22 protein-coding genes, 1 tRNA gene and 1 pseudogene are annotated in these 17,874 nt (G+C 56.0%); 7 read left to right on the plus strand and 17 right to left on the minus strand.

The features are described from left to right. Window positions 1–57 precede the first annotated feature (57 nt). Both ACI766_RS25245 and ACI766_RS25250 read left to right on the plus strand, forming a co-directional pair. Window positions 58–134 (plus strand) — tRNA-Met (locus ACI766_RS25245). 139 nt (window positions 135–273) lie between these two features. Further along, the gene (locus tag ACI766_RS25250; RefSeq protein WP_070341487.1) at window positions 274–684 is read left to right on the plus strand and encodes a hypothetical protein; all 411 of its coding nucleotides are present in this window, start codon (window positions 274–276) and stop codon (window positions 682–684) included. Here ACI766_RS25250 and ACI766_RS25255 read toward each other — a convergent pair. The 12 genes from ACI766_RS25255 to ACI766_RS25310 all read right to left on the minus strand — a co-directional run bounded on the left by ACI766_RS25255 (window position 665) and on the right by ACI766_RS25310 (window position 9,246). Beyond that, on the minus strand, window positions 665–1,666 hold the full coding sequence (locus ACI766_RS25255; protein ID WP_058201802.1) for a tyrosine-type recombinase/integrase: 1,002 nt from the start codon (window positions 1,664–1,666) through the stop codon (window positions 665–667). The genes ACI766_RS25250 and ACI766_RS25255 overlap by 20 nt on opposite strands. Beyond that, a complete protein-coding gene (locus tag ACI766_RS25260; protein WP_033946423.1) occupies window positions 1,663–2,955 on the minus strand; it encodes a hypothetical protein in 1,293 nt (430 codons plus the stop codon). Before ACI766_RS25260 ends, ACI766_RS25255 begins: the two co-directional genes overlap by 4 nt. Window positions 2,956–3,184: 229 nt before the next feature. Beyond that, a complete protein-coding gene (locus ACI766_RS25265; RefSeq protein WP_412828475.1) occupies window positions 3,185–4,459 on the minus strand; it encodes a zonular occludens toxin domain-containing protein in 1,275 nt (424 codons plus the stop codon). A 3-nt stretch (window positions 4,460–4,462) separates the two neighbouring features. Beyond that, window positions 4,463–4,819 carry a DUF2523 family protein gene (locus ACI766_RS25270; protein WP_412828476.1) on the minus strand — a complete coding sequence of 119 codons (357 nt, stop codon included), beginning with the start codon at window positions 4,817–4,819 and terminating at the stop codon, window positions 4,463–4,465. A gap of 4 nt (window positions 4,820–4,823) precedes the next feature. Then, window positions 4,824–6,116: an attachment protein gene (locus ACI766_RS25275; protein WP_412828477.1), complete on the minus strand. Its 1,293-nt coding sequence runs from the start codon at window positions 6,114–6,116 to the stop codon at window positions 4,824–4,826. 135 nt (window positions 6,117–6,251) lie between these two features. Next, complete coding sequence (locus ACI766_RS25280; RefSeq protein ID WP_003125072.1) at window positions 6,252–6,500, minus strand: major capsid protein; 249 nt, start codon at window positions 6,498–6,500, stop codon at window positions 6,252–6,254. Between the two features lie 12 nt (window positions 6,501–6,512). After that, window positions 6,513–6,764, minus strand: coding sequence for a hypothetical protein (locus tag ACI766_RS25285; RefSeq protein ID WP_003115979.1), 252 nt, complete (start codon window positions 6,762–6,764; stop codon window positions 6,513–6,515). Window positions 6,765–6,885: 121 nt separating this feature from the next. Continuing rightward, window positions 6,886–7,320, minus strand: a complete 435-nt coding sequence (locus ACI766_RS25290) for a hypothetical protein (RefSeq protein WP_025324669.1) — start codon at window positions 7,318–7,320, stop codon at window positions 6,886–6,888. A gap of 538 nt (window positions 7,321–7,858) precedes the next feature. Further along, window positions 7,859–8,503, minus strand: a complete 645-nt coding sequence (locus tag ACI766_RS25295) for a DNA cytosine methyltransferase (protein ID WP_003133746.1) — start codon at window positions 8,501–8,503, stop codon at window positions 7,859–7,861. A 7-nt stretch (window positions 8,504–8,510) separates the two neighbouring features. Further along, entirely contained in the window at window positions 8,511–8,798 is a 288-nt protein-coding gene (gene pflM, locus ACI766_RS25300) for a lysogeny maintenance protein PflM (protein WP_412828478.1), read from the minus strand. A 3-nt stretch (window positions 8,799–8,801) separates the two neighbouring features. Beyond that, entirely contained in the window at window positions 8,802–8,984 is a 183-nt protein-coding gene (locus ACI766_RS25305; RefSeq protein WP_128671063.1) for a hypothetical protein, read from the minus strand. Further along, window positions 8,974–9,246 carry a hypothetical protein gene (locus ACI766_RS25310; protein ID WP_004352675.1) on the minus strand — a complete coding sequence of 91 codons (273 nt, stop codon included), beginning with the start codon at window positions 9,244–9,246 and terminating at the stop codon, window positions 8,974–8,976. The genes ACI766_RS25305 and ACI766_RS25310 overlap by 11 nt, the downstream gene beginning before the upstream one ends. Before the next feature lie 466 nt (window positions 9,247–9,712). Here ACI766_RS25310 and ACI766_RS25315 point away from each other — a divergent pair, with 466 nt between their 5' ends. The 4 genes from ACI766_RS25315 to ACI766_RS25330 are packed head-to-tail and all read left to right on the plus strand — an operon-like array spanning window position 9,713 to window position 12,822. Then, window positions 9,713–10,045, plus strand: a complete 333-nt coding sequence (locus ACI766_RS25315; RefSeq protein WP_236081132.1) for a DUF4031 domain-containing protein — start codon at window positions 9,713–9,715, stop codon at window positions 10,043–10,045. Window positions 10,046–10,081: 36 nt separating this feature from the next. After that, complete coding sequence (locus tag ACI766_RS25320) at window positions 10,082–11,089, plus strand: thymidylate synthase (protein WP_079384011.1); 1,008 nt, start codon at window positions 10,082–10,084, stop codon at window positions 11,087–11,089. After that, window positions 11,090–11,887 carry a hypothetical protein gene (locus tag ACI766_RS25325; protein WP_128671064.1) on the plus strand — a complete coding sequence of 266 codons (798 nt, stop codon included), beginning with the start codon at window positions 11,090–11,092 and terminating at the stop codon, window positions 11,885–11,887. Continuing rightward, window positions 11,887–12,822: a hypothetical protein gene (locus ACI766_RS25330; RefSeq protein WP_124166594.1), complete on the plus strand. Its 936-nt coding sequence runs from the start codon at window positions 11,887–11,889 to the stop codon at window positions 12,820–12,822. Before ACI766_RS25325 ends, ACI766_RS25330 begins: the two co-directional genes overlap by 1 nt. Here the strand turns inward: ACI766_RS25330 and ACI766_RS25335 are convergent, their stop codons facing one another. The 5 genes and pseudogenes from ACI766_RS25335 to ACI766_RS25355 all read right to left on the minus strand — a co-directional run. Continuing rightward, window positions 12,823–13,911: an ImmA/IrrE family metallo-endopeptidase gene (locus ACI766_RS25335; protein ID WP_033971059.1), complete on the minus strand. Its 1,089-nt coding sequence runs from the start codon at window positions 13,909–13,911 to the stop codon at window positions 12,823–12,825. After that, a complete protein-coding gene (locus tag ACI766_RS25340) occupies window positions 13,904–14,233 on the minus strand; it encodes a hypothetical protein (RefSeq protein WP_124142480.1) in 330 nt (109 codons plus the stop codon). The genes ACI766_RS25335 and ACI766_RS25340 overlap by 8 nt, the downstream gene beginning before the upstream one ends. 419 nt (window positions 14,234–14,652) lie before the next feature. Continuing rightward, entirely contained in the window at window positions 14,653–14,958 is a 306-nt protein-coding gene (locus ACI766_RS25345; RefSeq protein WP_003113527.1) for a HigA family addiction module antitoxin, read from the minus strand. Window positions 14,959–14,969: 11 nt separating this feature from the next. Continuing rightward, entirely contained in the window at window positions 14,970–15,248 is a 279-nt protein-coding gene (locus ACI766_RS25350; protein WP_003113526.1) for a type II toxin-antitoxin system RelE/ParE family toxin, read from the minus strand. Window positions 15,249–15,300: 52 nt separating this feature from the next. Further along, window positions 15,301–15,426: pseudogene (locus tag ACI766_RS25355) on the minus strand (integrase); the annotation flags it as partial. A gap of 150 nt (window positions 15,427–15,576) precedes the next feature. On the opposite strand from ACI766_RS25355, the gene ACI766_RS25360 reads away from it, so the two are divergent. Then, window positions 15,577–17,805 carry a TonB-dependent receptor gene (locus tag ACI766_RS25360; RefSeq protein ID WP_023086667.1) on the plus strand — a complete coding sequence of 743 codons (2,229 nt, stop codon included), beginning with the start codon at window positions 15,577–15,579 and terminating at the stop codon, window positions 17,803–17,805. Window positions 17,806–17,874: the final 69 nt, after the last annotated feature.

A 17,874-nucleotide genomic window follows, 5' to 3' on the forward strand; every position in this document is an offset into this window, starting at 1 on the left:
TTATCTAGCCCCAGGGGTTGACAGCCCCGCCCGAGATACGGAAAATGCGCGCCACTCGGCTACATAGCTCAGTCGGTTAGAGCGCAGCATTCATAATGCTGATGTCCCAGGTTCAAGTCCCGGTGTAGCCACCATATTTTTCAAGGGGTTAGCGCAAGCTAACCCCTTTTCTTTTGCCTGTGGTGACTACAAAGTGACTACAGCGTGTCTACCTCTTCCCTCACCCCTGCCTCTGCCCTACCCTTCGGTCATCAGCCAGTAGAGACAAGGGACATGTTCAGCGAACTCGGCTTTTCTATGTTTGACGTGCTTCTTCCCATTGCCTGCACTATCGGTGCGATCTTTGGGAGCCTGGCACAGACAATGGTCGCGAATTACAACCTCACTCACCTTCCCCGCCAGGAAGGAGATATGAAACTCGCCTCGACTCAACTACAAGAACTTCGCTCCGCATGGCTATTCATGCGGCTTTTTGTTGGAGGCGTATTAGGCTTCGTTGTTGGGCTGTACTTCATTGGAGCACTACAAGAGACACCAGCAGTCTTTGCAAAGATATGGGCTCTATCCTTCGTTGTGGGTTATGCCGCTCCGAAGATTTGGGTCGTTCAGGAGCGAAACCTCCTCAGCCGTATTGATAGCTCCCTGGACAAACCTGAAAAGGCTTCTACTGGTGTACCTGACTAGCGAAGTGCTTTATCTGATACAGCGGGGAGAGGCTCATAGCCGAGGCCAAATGCTCCGGCGATAGGTGCGCATACCGCATGGTCATCGTGATCGAGGAGTGGCCGAGGATCCGCTGTAGGGTCAGGATGTCCCCTCCCCCCATCATGTAGTGGCTGGCGAAGGTATGGCGGAGAATGTGGGTCATCTGGCCCGGCGTCTGGAACCCACAACGCTGATAGGCGCAGCGGAACGCGGCGCGGCAAGACATGAACAGGCGGCCAGATCCAGGCATGCCCACCTTGAATATCAACCTCTCCAACTCATCCGGGATCGGCACTGATCGGCTCTGCCGATTCTTGGTCCGGTGATAGTGCACCTTGCCGCCATGCACAGCGCCCCGCGTCAGGCTTTCCGCCTCTTCCCAGCGGGCTCCCGTGGCGAGACACAACAGCGCGACCGGATAGGTATGGTTGTTCGTACTGGCCTTGCACTCTTCCAGCAGTCGAGCGACCTGATCCAGGGACAGAAACGTCAGTTCGACCTGATCCGTCTTGATTTGCCGGACCTTGCCCAGCGGGTTTTCCTTGTGCCAGGAGCCCAGGCGAATCAGTTCAGAGAAGACCGCCGACAAGTAGCGTTGCTCGTGATTGACCGTCTCAGGCTTCACCTCGGTCAAGCGACGTTGCCGGTAGCGTGCCCACGCCAACGAATCGAACTCGAACGCCAAGGGGTTCCCTAGCCGCTTCGCCAGCGCCTCGCAGCGCGCCAAGCGTTGCCTGCCATCCTTCAAGGTGCAGCCGTGGAGGTCATACCAAACCTTCACCAGATCGGAGAGACGGTCATCCAGCGGTCGGCCCGTCTCGCCCTTCACGGCGAAAAAATCCTGCTCATAGCGAATCGCGGCAGACTTGGTGGCGAAGCCTTTCTTGCGAATCCTGCGCCCGGAACGACCATTCTCATAGAAGTCAGCCGTCCACGTCTTGCCGTCCTTGCGTACCGTCATATCGCATATCCCTTGCGCAGATAGCGATCACACATGAGCTTGTGGATATGCCTTTCCAGATCGCGACGAGTCCAACCCTTGGCGAGATAGTGGTCTTCGATAACGTGCCAGAACTCCAATTTGCGGGCGGACTCAATAGCCTTTTTTGCCGGGACACGCTCCCGCGCGATCAGGCTCACGAACTGGCCAAGGAACATCTCGCAGTTACGTCCACTGAAACCCTTGGCAGTCTTGTAATAGCGCCGATACTCGGTGCGCTCGATCAGCGGATCGCACTCGACCTGGACGCGAGCATCCTGGCTGATCAGGCTCCAGAAGGCGTCATACATGCCCTCCCGGGAGAGCACACGGAATGCCTCGCAGGCATAGTTCCACAGCCCCTGTAGGTGCGGGCAAAGGCCCTCGTAGGTGCGGCAGCCGATGACCTCTCCCGAGGCCATACGCGAGCCTTCGGAGAACTGCTGGACGATGGAGTGGTGGAAACGGAATTCGAGCCGCCAGACCGTTTCCAGGGGGTTATAGGCCGGGTCGCCATCGCCGAACGGATCCCCGTTCAGGGTCGCCCACACGCTTTCCCAATAGTCGAGCTTGTCGGTGGCCCGAGCCTGGAGGGTCTTGTTATAGATCGACAGTTGCAGGCCGTTGGCCGAGCCGAACATGTACGTCTCGCCACGCCCGTAGACCGAGGCGTTGCCGTCGAACTCGATCCGCTCGATCCCACTGATTTGCCGTACCCGACGCGAGCGGCAGTGCATGCGATCAACGAGATCAGCCGGAGGCGTCCAGCCCTGCACATCCAGCGCGATATGCACGGCTGCTTGGTTGGTCTCGCAGTGACTCAGCACCGCTGCGGCCAGGTCATCCAGCACGCCCTGGAGGATACGCGGGTCGGCGCCGTCAATGGCGTGGGGCGACACCTCGATCTTGAGGTGCGAGCCAATGGTGTCGACCTTGATGTTGTGGTTCTTGATCAGCAGGATCAGGCCCATTTCGGCGTTCTGCAGGCGGTACTGATAGCCAGAGTCGCGACCGATACGGCCCTTGGACCATTCGTAACCGGCGAACTCGACCACATCCACCGACAGGTCAAACAGCGCCATGACTTCCGGCCGGAGCTTGCCGTTGTACAACTGCCGCACGGTGTCCACGCCACACCGCAGGATGCGCACGCCTGACAGGTCGGTGAACTGTCCATTGAGCGGGTCCATGAAAAGCATCCCCTTCGGGGACTTGTGGAAATCCCCGTTCTCTTCGAGGACCAGTCGCGTTGGATGGATCGGAGTCTTCATGTTCTTTACCCGTTAATGAGGTTCTATGGGGTTGCTGATCGGGGGTTATCTGACGTGTTACAGGGGCGTCGGCCGCGCCTTCGGCCTATCGCTCATGCCTTGCGCTCCCGGCCGGCGGCGCGGCCCGCCCCTCATGGCGGCACCCCTACCGCCGCTAGCGCCGTCATCACCGACCACCAGTGATGCAGCGCCCAGCCCATCGCCACCGGGACGAGGAATTCCCAATCGATCATTTGTGCCTCCAGGGCCGCGAGGCGTATTCGGAATCGGGGACGATGGTCAGCGGCGACTGGCCCCTGGCCGGTGCGTCTGCGGACGCGGCAACAGGCGCTGCCGGAGCGATGCTGGCCACCGCGCCGGCCTGCCTCCCGGCACAGGTGACGGTCTGTTTCCAGTCCTCATAGCGAAGCTCTACGACGCACTCGCCCTTGGGCGTCACCCGGTAGCCGGAGCCGATCAGTTGCCAGCTAGTCAGTTCCAGGCGCCGGCCCGTGGGATCGTCCAGGGCGAACAGGTAGATATCGCCCCGCGACTTGCGGTAGGCGTGGGCGAGGATGGAGATCCGCCGATCGGCGAAGGGATGGGCGTTCAGATCAACAGGCGCAGCAGCAGGCCCATCAGGTACAAGCCCAGGAGGAAGAAAGCTATTCGCAGCAGGACGCGTTGGAGCAGCCACAGCAGCGGGCGCAGCAGGGGCTTGAGCAGGGTCGCCAGGAGCGTCGGCAGGTGTCGCAGCAGCCGGAGCGCCAATCGTGCGCAGAGGCCCCATATACCAGACAAAGCCAATAGTGCCGGCCAGCAATGCCAGTAGAAGAACCAGCTTAGGCGACCGGAAGAGGCTCTTGCCCGCCTTGGTGTCCTGGGTCTTGCCGGTGGCCGTGGACTGGTAGAGGGCGAAGGTCTGCTTTCGGATCCGCTTGTACTCGATGATGGTGCCATCGGCGGGCGGACGGTTGAGTTGGGCGTCATGCTGGGCCTCCTTGTAGCGGCCAGGGATGCCGATCACCGCGAGGTTGGAATGCTTGTAGGCCATCTCGCAGGTCATGCGGATATCGTCGCGGATGTAGGAGATGTTCGGCGTGGTGAGGACAATGTCCCAGTTGAAATGCCGATGCCGGGTCCAGGCGTCGAGCCAGCCCATGGGGCGGTCGGCCGCGTGGGCCGCTTCCGGTCCACCGGGATAGTCGAAGCGCTCGAGGTCTTTTTCCCGCCAGGACTTGGGAAACAGCAGTTGGGTTTCGTCGAAGATCAGGAAGGCCCCGCGGGGCGCCCACTGGAACCACGTGCGCATCTTTTCGAGGTCTTCCAGCGACTCCAGATCGAGGTTGATGATTTCCGCCGTGTTGGGCAGGTCCGGGAAGACCTGATAGGCCCGCTCCAGGGTGAAGCCGCGCACGTTGGTGATGATCACCCGCCCGTCTTTCAGCGCGGGCACGGCGTCATCCTGGATCGCGCCGGAGGTCTTGTAGGAGCCATTGGGGCCGTGGTGGATCTTGATCGACACGGATCACCTCCCAATGAACGGCACGAAGCGCATGCAGAAGCGCGTCGCCGCCGCGACCATGATGATGTTCAGCGCCTGCGGCACGCCGAAGAAGGCCAGCCCCGCCGCAATCGGCCCCGGCAGCGCGGAATACATGCTGCGGATCATCTGCGGCACGCCGAGGCTGTCGATCAGTTCGCGGGCGGCGGTGTAGCTGACATCGATCAGCAGGATCAGGGTCTGGAGCGCGGCGTACATCGACGCCTTGGTGGCGACCACCAGTCCGTCGCGCACGAAGTCATAGATGCCTTGGGCGAAGAAATCCCAGATCCACTGGAAGAAGGCGATGATCTGATCGAGAAAACCGGAGAGCCATTCCATAGGGTCAGTCCTTCAGCAGAATGAGGGCGGCGATCAGCGCGGCCATTAGCAGCAGCGCCACGCGCAGGCTGGAGAGTTGGCCGGCGTAGTCGGAGATACAGAGGGAGTAGGACTTGCCCCAAATGGTCATGGGCTCGCAGGGCAGTTGCCCGCCGCCTTCCGCCAGGTTGAGGTCGAACGCGCCCTTCATCTGATCGACGTTGGCTTTCACTTTGGTCTTGAGTTCTTTCTTGGCTTCCTCGACCTTCTTTTCCCAGGTGGCGATGGCGTCATCCCAGGTGCCGGGCGTGGGTTCCTTGAGTTCGCCGCCGGGGCCTTCGGGGCCGGTGGAGCAGTTCTCTTTCGCCGGGTCGCAGGTGCCGTTGCCATCGCCGCCCGTGCCGCTGCCGTCACCGTCGCCGCTACCATCGCCCCCGCCGTTGCCGTCCCCTCCCCCGCTGCCGTCGCCGCCATTGCCGGTGCCGCCGTCGTTGCCGCCGCCGTTGTTGTCTCCACCGCCATTGCCATCGCCGCCGCCGTCGCCATCACCGCCCGGCGTGGTCGGGTCGGTTGGATCCGTGGGATCGGTCGGGGTCTTGACGCAGGTAGTCCCCGACCACGACCAGCCGGGCGGGCAGCCGGGATCGTTCGGGTCGGAAGGATCGGTGTTCGGGGTGTCGGGTGGGTTCAGCGAATCGCCGGTCTGCGCGAAGGTGTAGGAATCGGCACCGCAGCTTTGGCCGGTGCCCTTGAGAATGTAATTGCAGAAGCCGGTCGTAGTGGAGCCTTTGACCAGATAGCAACTGGCCGGGCTGGGGTTGCCGCCGTACTCGCAGCTCTGATAACAGGCGCTCGGTGCGCCGCCGTCGCCGACATAGTTCCGCCCGCCCGAGGTGACAACAGGCGAGTCCGGGCCCTTGGCCGGGAACAGTTCGCCTTCCTTGCACTCTTCAGGCGGCGGCTTGCAGGCGCCATCGGCGGGATCGAGTTCTTGTTCCGGAGGGCAGCTATCGCCAGTCAGGATGGCAGTCTTCGTCTGCCAGGTGATTCCTCCAGTACCCGAAACATTGCACTGAACTTCCTTGTAGCTCAGTTTGTTGATTTCCTTTATCCAGTTGGCCGACGTGTTATCGAAGTAGTACTGGCACGCCGCCGTATAGGATGGAAAGAAGGCCGTGGGCTCTCCGGGGATGGAAATCTGCCATTGGTAGAAGTCCGCGCTCGCCAAGGAATGCCATAGCAACGAGACCAGCAGGCCCAGCAGCGGAAGAATTCGGCCAAAGCCGGAACGTGCGTTGTTACTCATCCAGTCACCCATGAAAAAGCCCCCTGCCGGAAACTCCGGAGGGGGCTTCCGCCTCGGTCTGTTCGGTTAGAAGAATTCGCCGGTCCGGTACCCGGTGATGAAGGCGCCGGCGAAGAACGCCCCCAACCACACCGACCAGAGCACCCGTTACGCCTTGCGCAACATGCTGTAGATCAGGCCGGCAACGGCCAGGATCACCAGGGCGCCGACGATGTAGCCGCCAATGGCCTTCATATCGCCCTGGCCATCGGTGATCGCCGATTCCACCGCGCTGGTGTCGATCACCCCGGCGAAGGCCGGCAGCGAGGTCGCGGCGGTGACGGAACCGGCAATGCACAGGTTGCGGAACGAGGCGACCGGGCTGAACTTGGCGATGCGTTGCTTCATTGCTTTCATGGTGTTTCCTCTCTACTTGGCTTTACGAAGAAGTGACGCGACCCAGCCAATCAAAAGCCCCGTCACGAACGATCCCAAGACGCCAGCGGCACCGATGCCGAAGGCTTCCGGGGAGAAACCACCGTTGACCAGGATGTCCACGTATCCAGCGGCCTCGGGCGGAATCAGGTAGGCCTGTTGCCATGCGAGTTCGCGACACGCCATGAAGCCCTCGGGGGTCGAGGTCCACGCGGTACACACCTGCACAGCGACAACGCCTGACATAGCGATCAGTCCTCAAACAGCCAGGGAGGCCGCTAGGCCGTCGATCCAGCCCCAGGCGTAGCCGGTGGCCAGACCTACCGCGAACAGCGAGAGATAGCGGAGCATCGCGGCCTCCTACGGCTTACGCCTTGGCGTCCGGGGACTTGTCTTGTTTGTCCTGGCCCTGCGGCTGCTGGGCCGGGCGCGGGGCTTGGGCTTGTGCTTGCGGGCGGGCCGGGGCTTGGGCGGTCAGCGCCATCGGCTTGCCGCCCACAGCCAGCAGATCCACAAGGACTTGGGTATTGGTGATCCGGCCGAAACGGTCTTGGGTCGGACGGACCACGCTGGCGAACTTGCAGAGCACCGGCTGACCTTCGAAGACGATGGCGTCCAGCAGGGTCGGCTCGATGTTGTATTCGCTGATCTCGAAGCCCTTGGCGTTGCCACGGGCGCCTTCCGGGATCGGGGCGATGGACTGGACCGAGGCGTAGATTTCCCCGGTCTTGGTCGAGGTATAGGTGTCGGTCTTGGTGACCCACAGTTCGACGACGCCGCCTTGGGTTGCAAACATGTTCATCGGTGTTTCTCCTTCAATTCGCCTTTTTCGGCGTGAGTTAGCCCGCTGCTGCAATTCGGCTCATGTGCCGGTGATTCAGCGGAAGTGATTGCTTAGGAAAAGAAGAGCCTTTTTTACCGAGTTTCAGTGAGTTCTAGTGGAGCTATATCAACACAGATAAAGCGCCTAAAATCGTTTCTGAGGAAATATCAAGCTACTGAACTTATTGAGCAACAAAGTGCAGTAACGAGCATTTCGATTTTCGCCGAAATGAATAACTTTCAAGTCTGTTAACACCAAGGGCTCTGCCCTTGTCATCCCGCTCTTGCCGCCGAGGGCTCGGGAGCGCGGGGCGGAGGAGCTGCCCCACACTCCCAAGCAGAGGCTGTTTCAGGGGCGAGGCGTTCAAGGGTGCGCTCCGCCCGTGCTTCCGTTCGCCGGAACGGTGAGGCTGTTCCGACGAGCCGGGAGCGCGGCCCTTGACCGGATCGGCCACGGTGCGGGCGGCCTGGATCAGGCAGAGCAGGAGCAGCGCTTTCAGGGTGTCAGCGAGCATGGGTCAGCCCTCCAGGACACGCAGCAGGTCCTGCTGCTCGGGGTGAAAACTCACAGATTCTGGTTCCGCCAAGGCCCGCATCACATATCGGCCCCACTGCTCGGCCATCGCCTCGGCGATACCGATATAGGTCCGGCTACGGTCCTTCCAGCGGTCAGGGCCTGGCGCCATGTAATGCACGACCGGAGAACGTCCATCGACGATACGGGTCGGCTCCAGAAGCGGCAGGTTCTGCAACCAGAGGTGCGTTTCCTTGCGCTCGCCATGTCCGAACATCCAGGGCTGGATGATCTGGTCCGGCTTGCGAATATGGCTGGAAATCACAGACTTGGGGTTCTCCAGTGCCTTGAATCGAATAGGCGCCGACAGCAGGGTACGAACGAACTCCAGGGCACGTGCCTGACGACCGTCAGCAATTTTCTCGGGAAACCAGCGGGCACCCGAGGTAGCCAGGTCAGTGCAGGGCGGGTGGGCAATCAGCAGATCCCACCCCCAGTCCAGCATTTCCAGGACATCCCCCTGGACGTGTTCCCCTTCGGTTTCCGAAGGCAGCAGATCACAGCTCACGGCGTAAAAACCAACCCGGGCCAGAGCATCGCGGACACGCCCGGAGAACTCGCAGGCAATCAGTGCGGTTGGCTGTCTCATAAGGCAGTCACTCCAAGACGAAAGGTTTGTGCAGTCGAACGCCGGGCGTAGGTTTCCCGCTGTCGTACACAACGTGCCAGTACTTCGGCGGACGCCGGGACGGGTCGTGTTTCGCGCAGAAGGAACGGGGACGGCAGAGCCAACGGCCACCTTCCCGATAGGGCAGCCCAGGGGGCCGGCAGTCCGGACACGGCGACGGGCTGTGCAATGGGGTGGCCTGCCTTGCGGACCAGCACACAGAGCAGGCGCAGTCCGGGGCGTGGGTTTGGCGCAGGTAGTAGGGACTGGCGGCCATGGCTCATTTCTGCCCCCTACGACCACAGCGATAGTCTTCAATCGCCCGACGGAGCCAAGCATTCTCGATCTGGTCGATATCGACAGTCAGGCCGCCCCAGGTCACGACCCTGCCGGAAACGCTGCCGACGATGCCCGCGAAGCAGAATTGGAAGGTTTCCATCGGCATTGGGCGATCACTCGGCATCGTAATCACCCTGGCAGAAGATCGATTTGCCCCGGTCGAGGTCACGGCGAATACGGTGCAGGTTCACCACGCGGCGACGGCCAATCTTGGCAGTCGGGATCGTCTTGGTCTCCACCCAGCCCCGCACCACGTCTTCCGTGATGTCCTCCAAGCCCAGCATCTGTGCGAAGACCGCCTGCGAGCAGAACGGCGCGGTGCGGAAGTCCGTGACCTTTTCCACAGCACCCGTTACGGTGAACCCCACTATTCCAGACTCTTCCATGTATTCCCCCTATACTCGGCAACAGGTTGCCTCATGCGATATGTACAAATTACACATGTACATAATACACAGCAAATGGCGTGTGTACATAGGACATTTATGGTTTTTTGTAATGACCGAGCGTCTTTCTGATAGAGGGCTTCGATTGCTCCAGGCAGCAAGCATCAAAGAGCTTGCAGAAGCCGGAACTACGGACTATGTCCGCTGGCAAAACATCAAGAGAGGAAAAGCGAGGATTGGGGCAGACGAGATCGAGACCTTAGCCCGTGCGTTCCCCAGCTACCGCTGGTGGCTCCTAACGGGTGAAGTCATGCCTGAGCAAGGACAGACGAGTCCTGACTACGATGAGGCCAATCGAAACTTGGCCAATCCAAACGCGGGATAGCGATCACACAGGAAGTAGCTAGGCGCTGGTACGCCCGGAGTAATGGTACAAGTATTAGCTAAATATCTAGACAGAGTTTAAATGGCGAAACTTAAGGCTAGGAATATGCCGATCTACGTAGATAACGTAAGAATAAAATGGAGAGGAAAAGAATGGTGCCATTTAGTAGCTGATACGCTAGAAGAGTTGCATGATTTCGCCAAGCTTTTAGGTTTAAAGAGAAGCTGGTATCAGTATTCGGCATCATATCCGCACTATGACATAACGACTTCTGCAAGGATAAAGGCTCTGGAGTTGGGGGCTCTTCCTGGGTGTAGAAGAAAAATAATATCTTGTGCTAAAAATTTAAAGGCCGAGCAGGGGAATCTAGGTTTAAGGGTTAAGGAAGTAAATCCACAGCTTAAATTATTCTGAGCCTGTGTTGGCCAAGGCAGGCGCGAGGGATAGGGAATGTATATAAAAGAAGAGACATTGGATGATCTTCTTAATAAAGTATACGACAGGCTCTTAAAAAAGAGAGAAAGAATAATAGCGAGCAAAGGGGCGTTTACTGAGATAACTGGGGCTTTACTTCATCTAAAAAACCCTCGTGCCCGCTTGAGTCGGGCGGAGGGAAAGGGAAAGTTGTTTAGCTGTCTTGGTGAGTTGGCTTGGTACTTGGCTGGCTCTAAGGATCTAAATTTTATCCGTCACTATATCCCCATGTACAAGGACAGCTCCGATGATGGGCGCACTGTTTATGGTGGATATGGCCCGCGGATGATGGGGGAGGGAAATAAAAATCAGCTCCAATCAGTTATAAGATTGCTGAGTGATAAAAAAACATCGCGGCAAGCTGTAGTGCAGCTTTTTGATGCTAAGGATATCTTGAAGCCTAGGAAAGATATTCCATGCACATGTACTCTTCAGTTCTTAATTAGAAAGCAAAGGCTGCATATGTTCACTTCAATGAGGTCGAACGATGTATATCTTGGCCTGCCGCATGATGTGTTTGCCTTCACGATGATACAGGAAATTTTAGCGCGCTCTTTGGGGTGTGAAATTGGAGAGTATAAGCACTACGTCACAAGCCTGCATCTTTACGAAAAAAACTTTGAAGAAGCCAGAGGTTATGTGAATAGTGGCTTTCAGCAGATTTCTAAAATGCCAGCTATGCCTGAGGGAGATCCGTGGCCAAGTATAAATAAGCTGTTAGAGGCCGAGAGAAAAATACGAGGCGGCGAGGAAATAAGTGTTAAGGATCTTTGTCTTGATGAATATTGGGCTGATCTTGCAAGGGTTTTCCAGTTTTTCACATATACAAAGGATAAAGTGGAAGCCGAGAAAATAGAGAGAATACTACGTGAGATGATCTCCGACGTGTATATGTCATATCTAGAAAAAAGAAGGCAAGACAAAGATCCCTCAATAGAGACAGCACCCGCACAACTGGAAATACTCCTTCATGCTAAGGCCTAAATGCGTAAAATAATAATAGAGTTAATAGACTTATTAAGAGATCAGAGATTACTAGCCTCTGACGTTGTACCTTGGGCGGCTCCGATACCATCGTTTGGTGATCCATCGCTAGCGGCAGTAGCGACCTTAGGTTTAAATCCAAGTAATAAAGAGTTCGTTGATAATCAAAATCAGGAGATCCAAGGTGGTGAGCGGCGGTTTCATACACTGAATTCGCTTGGTCTAGAAAAGTGGGAGCAGATTTCAGAAGGACATATTAAGCTTATCGAGGAGTCTTGTAGGGAGTACTTTTCTAGAAATCCGTATAACACTTGGTTTAAGTCTCTTGACTTATTAATTAGTGGAACTTCAAAATCTTATTACAATAAGCTTTTTCATGCGGTTCACTTGGATTTGATTCCTTTTGCAACGCATACAAAGTGGGCTGCTTTAACTAGCGCTCAAAAGAGAGCTCTTCTTGATGCCTCCAGCAATACGCTGGGGCAGATAATGAAGGGTACTCCGATAAGGGTTCTAGTTCTTAATGGAAAGACCGTTGTGGAAAGGTTTGAAGGTATGATTGGTCGCAAGCTAAATATGCAGAATATTCCAGATTGGGATCTAAAGAGGAATAATATTGCGAGTGTAAAAGGCTTTTCGTATCAGGGGGTTATAAATAGAATATCCGATGTTAGTTTGGATAATCCGATTTTGGTTCTCGGATTTAATCATAATATTCAAAGCAGCTATGGGGTGACGTCGAAGGTTAGGGCGTCAATTAGAGACTGGATAGCCAAGCAAACTGCTGAGGTGCTCTGATGCGGAAGAGAGATATAGAAACCGCTCGTAATTTGGACGCTCAATTATTAGCATATTCAAATGAAGTGAGGGGATTGCCTGGGGTTGAGTTTCCTGAGAACAGAGAGACTCTCATTGCTCAGCTAATAGATAGTATTAGAAGGATCAAATACGTTGAAGTGATTCGGCAAAGAAGGCTGAGCCCCCTAAGAGGAGAAGCTGGAAGTGATATGTTTGATCCGATTAAAGCGGCGGTAATTCATGCTAAAAATGGAAATATAGACGAAGCTAGTTGGTTGATATTCCTGGCAACTCATTTCGGTAAGAGTGGTAAGGATGGATGGTCACTTGCGCAAGTCTTTTATAGTGCTCTCGGGCAAGGTTTCACCTGGGACTGGAAAAGAGCAACCTATAATCCTGATAGAATGGTTGAGTGGCTTGAGCGGAATTACCAGGAAATTTCGGATAGGAAATATCGTTTTGGAAACCATAGAAAATACGAATCGATGAATCCAGCACGGAGGAGTTTTACTGGTATTGTTTTAAGGAGTTATGTTCATTGGGTTCTTGCGAGCGGCTCTCACACAGATTTGTTCGGTAAAGCACTTGAACGTCGTAATCAAGACCCGAGACAGGCATTTCGTGATCTATATGAGTCGATGAGTGCTGTTTATCGTTTCGGCAGAACAGGTCGCTTTGATTATCTTACGATGATCGGGAAAGTCGGCGTTGCCAACATCCAAGCCGACTCCACATACATGGGTAATGCTACAGGCCCTTATGATGGGGCTAAGCTGCTTTTTTTAGGGCATACTAATGGTGAAGCGTCTAGGAGAACACTTGATCAATGGATAGTGAGCCTAGACACTTATCTTGATGTCGGTATGCAAGTCCTAGAGGACGCTCTCTGCAATTGGCAGAAGTCCCCCGGGAAATATATTCAATTTCGCGGCTAGCTATTCTTCTGTCCAGCGGTATCTAACCTTTAGCTTTTGCATGTGGTTCTGTTTGATTATACCTCGGTATTGAAGTTGTCCAACGATGATTCCCGGGGATATGCCAAGCCTCTTAGAAAGCTTAAGTACACCCCTCATGTTATCCTTTAATGCGGGTAACTCAGGCAAAACATCTGGAGGTATAAGAAAATTTTGAGAGAAGGTATTGGCCTCTGTTTCGCGGATATCTTCATTATTATTCCCTCCTTCTACGAATACACTATCCTTATCATGGAGGATTAGATGTGCGGCCTCATGGTAGAAGGTGAACCAGAAGTGATCGTCGGATAAATATCTAAAACTAAGCATTAGAAGTGCTTTTGAGTTTGATATAAATTTTGTGGCTCCGCTTGCTTGGCAGCCACTAGGTGTTCGTGCAATAACAACAGCGACGCCATTTTTTGCACAAATGCGCTGCAACTCTGGTAGAAAAATACTTGGGTCTGGTTCAAGTGTTAGTTTTTTTATCTCATGGAGAGATTCAGCAAATTTCTCTTTGTTCCAGGGGGCGCAATCCAAGAAATCTGCTTCTGTCTCGCATTGTTTTATCCATGCAGCAACAGCCCCTAATTGAGGACTAAATGCTTGAGAGGTTCTAAATTTTGCGAGCTCCGGCGTGCTTCTATAAGATTCTCTCCAAGAATCAACGCTGGAAACATCAAAAAAATTAAGGCAATTAATTAAGTTTCTTGCCGGTGAACGTGTTTTCGGAATCCAGCCATATCTTTGCATGCTCGGAATTGGTAGTTCAGATAGCCATTGGTTCTCTGCTTCGGAGATTGGGCTATTAACCACCTCCAAAAATTCTACGTATAGTTTTTCTCTTCTAAGCCAAAAGCCTGGGGATGCACCAAGAACTTCTGATAAGCGTATAGCAAGATCATCATTAATTCTTGCATCTCCTTTCAGCAATGAGTCTGCAAGCTCATGACTTCCGCCTAGCATATTTGCGAAGTCAGAAAAACTAATTTGCTTTTCCTCCAGTACGTCAGAGATTGTCTCTCCCGGTGGGCAGACTGATCCATGCGTAAACTTTGATATCTCAAGCATCTTTAGATATCTCCATGAGTTTAATTCTACGTACCATTTGCCAGTTTACATTGCCATGCGGGTCCAGAGGCATTTTCAGATCAACGGCACAAAAAATTGCATGATATCCCTCGGATAGCGGCATGGAGAATGAACCTGGAGGAATTTTAGATAAGAACTCTAGTGAGAACGGGAGATCAAATAGATTATCTGCTGCACAGATATCATCTATCCTTCTGTGAAGGATTCTAACTGCTGCTAGCGGTAAATTCCTCTTGGCTGCTGACTCTTTTAGGCATATAGACCTTATCTTCTTATCAGCGAAAGAGATATCCAGAGCCATACTATTTGGCCTTAGATATAATGTGATAATTAGAACGCACACTCACTCCTTGAGAAGCCTGCTGGCAGGGGGCTATCAGGCTAGGGTAACGGCAAAACACGGATAAAGCAAAGGTGACTACATGGCCAGCTTTTCCCGAAAGGCTCTGGCTTAGTGAGGTTAGAAGGTGGCTATAAAACCCGTTCTATGGGGCTCTCTGGCCCAACGGGGAAGGGCGTAACGGATTCATAATGCTGATGTCCCAGGTTCAAGTCCCGGTGTAGCCACCATATTTTTCAAGGGGTTAGCGCAAGCTAACCCCTTTTTGTTTTGGTCGGCAGACTACAAACCGACTACAAACCGTCTACGCCCCCCTTTACCGATTTACGGTTCGCATAAAAAAGCCCCGCATCTGCGGGGCTCTACGATCAACGTCACTGCTATCCGTGAGCAAGCAGCGGCTCAATCTCATGTTCGATCTGCTTGCCATTCGCCGCATAAGCAGTTGCTAACGAATACTCACTCTGGAGATTCATCCAGAACTGAGCGGACGTATCAAAGTAACGCCCCAGACGAATCGCCATATCTGCGGAGATACCACGCTGCTCACGAACGATATCGTTCACTGTCGGAGCGGAGACTTTCAAAGCGCGTGCTAGAGCAGCTGGAGAGATATCAAACTCCATCAGAAACTCATCGCGCAATATTTCCCCAGGATGGATGGGGCGCATACCATTGGTAGCCATGGTCCACCTCCTCAGTGGTAATCAACTATTTCGACTTCTTCGGGACCCGCATCCGTCCAGACGAAACAGACACGCCACTGGTCATTGATCCTGATGCTATGTTGGCCCGCCCGCTTTCCCTGCAACGGCTCCAACCGGTTTCCAGGTGGAGAGCGCAGGTCTCGAAGCTCCGTAGCCGCATGAAGCATTGCGAGCTTACGCGTAGCGACTGTGAGGATCGCTCCCCACCGCCTCGAAAGACCCGTCTCAAAAAGCTGACGAGTCTCGTCGCAGCGAAAGGTCAGAATCATTAATTAACCCTTAACGTTAAGCGTTAACTTCACTACAGATTACCACAGATCCTCATGTGGTCAATTTGTAGCCAGACTGAGTAATCGGAGAAAAGCGCATCGCCGATTCCAAGTGCTCCGGCGACAGATGTGCATACCGCATCATCATCGAGGAATGCCCGAGGATCCGCTGTAGGGCCACGCCATGCGCAGCGCCCCGTGTCAGGCATTTCATCTTGCTTTGGATGCCAGGCATGCCTCATTGAAACAGTTCGAATCATTTGATAATCATTATCGATTTGTTTAGCTTTGCCGCCCATCAAAACAACAGCAACTCGGAAATCTCCTCATGCCCCGCTCCATCCCTTTGCGCCCGGCTCCCCTGGCGCTTTCCCTGTCCCTCTTCGCTTCGTTTTCCGCTCCTGCGCTGGCTGCCGATCCGGTGGAGCAGCAGATGGTGGTGATCGGCTCGCGCGCGCCGACCAGCATCAGCGAGTTGCCCGGCACGGTCTGGGTGATCGAGCGCGAGCAACTGGACCAGCAGACCCAGGCCGGCGTGCCGCTGAAGGAGGCGTTGGGACAATTGATCCCGGGCCTGGATATCGGCTCCCAGGGTCGTACCAACAACGGCCAGAATCTGCGCGGACGCAGCGTACTGGTGATGATCGACGGGGTGTCGCTGAACAGTTCACGGGGCATCAGCCGGCAGTTCGACTCCATCGACCCATTCAACATCGAGCGCATCGAGGTGATGTCCGGCGCCAGCGCGGTGTACGGCGGCGGCGCCACCGGCGGGATCATCAACATCGTGACCAAGAAGGGCGTCGGCGGCGACACTCGCTTCAACACCGAGCTGGGCGCCCGCAGCGGCTTCCAGAGCCATGAGGACCACGACCTGCGCGCGGCGCAGTCGATCAGCGGCGGCAACGACCTGTTCAACGGCCGCCTGGCCATCGCCTACCAGAAGAACGGCGCGGCCTACGACGGCAGTGGCGACCAGGTACTGACGGACATCACCCAGACCGACCTGCAGTACAACAGGTCGGTGGACCTGATGGGCAGCCTTGGCTTCACTTTCGCCAATGGCCACAGCCTCGATCTCGGCCTGCAGTACTACGACTCCGGCTACGACGGCGACCGCGGCCTCGATCTTGGGCGCAACTTCGACGCCCTGCGCGGACGGGCACCCTATTCGATCAAGGGCGGCGTCGACCTCGACCGCGAGCCGGAGAGCAAGCGCCATCAGTTCAACGCCACCTACCACGCGCCGGAAGTGCTGGGTCACGACCTCTACCTGCAGGCCTACTACCGCAACGAGAAGATGGCCTTCAATCCCTTCCCTACCATCCGCTACAGCAATACCGGCGCGATCAACTACGGCACCTCCTACTACTCGGCCTCGCAGCAGGACACCGACTACTACGGGATGAAACTGGCCCTGGTGAAGACCTGGGAGCGCGCCAGCCTGACCTACGGGGTGGACCTGGACCGGGAAAAATTCACGTCCGACCAGATGCTCTTCAACCTGCCGCTCGCCGCCGCCAGCGGCGGGCTGGTAGCCAGTGAACAGGCCAAGCTGGGCCGCTACCCGGACATCGATACCGACAGCCGCGCCTTCTTCCTCCAGGGCAGTTGGAAGGCCACCGACGACCTGACCCTGAGTGCCGGCGTGCGGCGCCAGTCGATGAGCACCGACGTCAGCGACTTCGTTGCGGCGAACCAGCAGATCCTCATCGCCAACGGCCTCGGCAAGACCGCCGACGCGGTTCCGGGCGGGAGCAAGGACTACGACGTCAACCTGGTCAACGTCGGCGCCATCTACAAGCTGAACCTGCAACAACAGGTCTGGGCCAACTACAGCGAAGGCTTCGAGCTGCCGGATCCGGCCAAGTACTACGGTTTCGGACGCTACGGCGCAGCCGACGGCAATGGCCACTACCCGCTGTTGCAGGGGGTCAGCGTGAACGACTCGCCGCTGGACGGGATCAAGACCAAGCAGGTCGAGCTGGGCTGGCGGCACACCGACGGTGCCCTGGATACCCAGGTGGCGGCGTTCTATTCTTGGTCGGACAAGAGCATCAAGTACGACTCGAAGACCCTGGCGGTGCTGCAGCAGGACACCAAGAAGCGCAACTACGGCCTGGAGGGCCAGGCTACCTACTGGCTGGACGATCACTGGCAGGTCGGCGTCAACGGCCTGGCCATCCGCTCCCAGGAGAAGGTCGACGGCCGCTGGCTGAAGCAGGACGTGACCTCGGCCAGCCCGTCCAAGGCCGGCGCCTTCGTCGGCTGGAAGGACGACCAGCGCAGCCTGCGCCTGCAGGGCGTGCGCACCTTCAACCTGAACGACGAGGCGGGCAACAAGATCGACGGCTACGCGCTGTTCGACCTGCTCGGCACCCAGGCGCTGCCGGTGGGCACCCTCACCGCGGGCATCCAGAACCTGCTGGACAAGGACTACACCACGGTCTGGGGACAACGCGCGCAGGTCTACTACGGCGGGCTCGCACCAGCGGGACTGTTCGACTACAAGGGACGGGGGCGGACCTACAGCCTGACGTATAGCGTGGAGTTCTGAAGCCGTCCTCGACAGTTCCCCTGTCCCTCCAGGGAGAGGGGAACTCGTGGGAAAGAGCTTCCGCCTCTC

Origin of the sequence: Pseudomonas sp. DL (genome assembly GCF_047199225.1) — a bacterium.
GTDB classification, from domain to species: domain Bacteria; phylum Pseudomonadota; class Gammaproteobacteria; order Pseudomonadales; family Pseudomonadaceae; genus Pseudomonas; species Pseudomonas aeruginosa.

Coding starts and splice junctions, on each gene's coding strand:
- ACI766_RS25250 (WP_070341487.1), top strand. CDS start 274: ATGTTCAGCGAACTCGGCTTTTCTATGTTTGACGTGCTTCTTCCCATT.
- ACI766_RS25255 (WP_058201802.1), bottom strand. CDS start 1,666: ATGACGGTACGCAAGGACGGCAAGACGTGGACGGCTGACTTCTATGAG.
- ACI766_RS25260 (WP_033946423.1), bottom strand. CDS start 2,955: ATGAAGACTCCGATCCATCCAACGCGACTGGTCCTCGAAGAGAACGGG.
- ACI766_RS25270 (WP_412828476.1), bottom strand. CDS start 4,819: ATGGAATGGCTCTCCGGTTTTCTCGATCAGATCATCGCCTTCTTCCAG.
- ACI766_RS25275 (WP_412828477.1), bottom strand. CDS start 6,116: ATGGGTGACTGGATGAGTAACAACGCACGTTCCGGCTTTGGCCGAATT.
- ACI766_RS25280 (WP_003125072.1), bottom strand. CDS start 6,500: ATGAAAGCAATGAAGCAACGCATCGCCAAGTTCAGCCCGGTCGCCTCG.
- ACI766_RS25285 (WP_003115979.1), bottom strand. CDS start 6,764: ATGTCAGGCGTTGTCGCTGTGCAGGTGTGTACCGCGTGGACCTCGACC.
- ACI766_RS25290 (WP_025324669.1), bottom strand. CDS start 7,320: ATGAACATGTTTGCAACCCAAGGCGGCGTCGTCGAACTGTGGGTCACC.
- ACI766_RS25295 (WP_003133746.1), bottom strand. CDS start 8,503: ATGAGACAGCCAACCGCACTGATTGCCTGCGAGTTCTCCGGGCGTGTC.
- pflM (WP_412828478.1), bottom strand. CDS start 8,798: ATGGCCGCCAGTCCCTACTACCTGCGCCAAACCCACGCCCCGGACTGC.
- ACI766_RS25305 (WP_128671063.1), bottom strand. CDS start 8,984: ATGCCGAGTGATCGCCCAATGCCGATGGAAACCTTCCAATTCTGCTTC.
- ACI766_RS25310 (WP_004352675.1), bottom strand. CDS start 9,246: ATGGAAGAGTCTGGAATAGTGGGGTTCACCGTAACGGGTGCTGTGGAA.
- ACI766_RS25315 (WP_236081132.1), top strand. CDS start 9,713: ATGGCGAAACTTAAGGCTAGGAATATGCCGATCTACGTAGATAACGTA.
- ACI766_RS25320 (WP_079384011.1), top strand. CDS start 10,082: ATGTATATAAAAGAAGAGACATTGGATGATCTTCTTAATAAAGTATAC.
- ACI766_RS25325 (WP_128671064.1), top strand. CDS start 11,090: ATGCGTAAAATAATAATAGAGTTAATAGACTTATTAAGAGATCAGAGA.
- ACI766_RS25330 (WP_124166594.1), top strand. CDS start 11,887: ATGCGGAAGAGAGATATAGAAACCGCTCGTAATTTGGACGCTCAATTA.
- ACI766_RS25335 (WP_033971059.1), bottom strand. CDS start 13,911: ATGCTTGAGATATCAAAGTTTACGCATGGATCAGTCTGCCCACCGGGA.
- ACI766_RS25340 (WP_124142480.1), bottom strand. CDS start 14,233: ATGGCTCTGGATATCTCTTTCGCTGATAAGAAGATAAGGTCTATATGC.
- ACI766_RS25345 (WP_003113527.1), bottom strand. CDS start 14,958: ATGGCTACCAATGGTATGCGCCCCATCCATCCTGGGGAAATATTGCGC.
- ACI766_RS25350 (WP_003113526.1), bottom strand. CDS start 15,248: ATGATTCTGACCTTTCGCTGCGACGAGACTCGTCAGCTTTTTGAGACG.
- ACI766_RS25360 (WP_023086667.1), top strand. CDS start 15,577: ATGCCCCGCTCCATCCCTTTGCGCCCGGCTCCCCTGGCGCTTTCCCTG.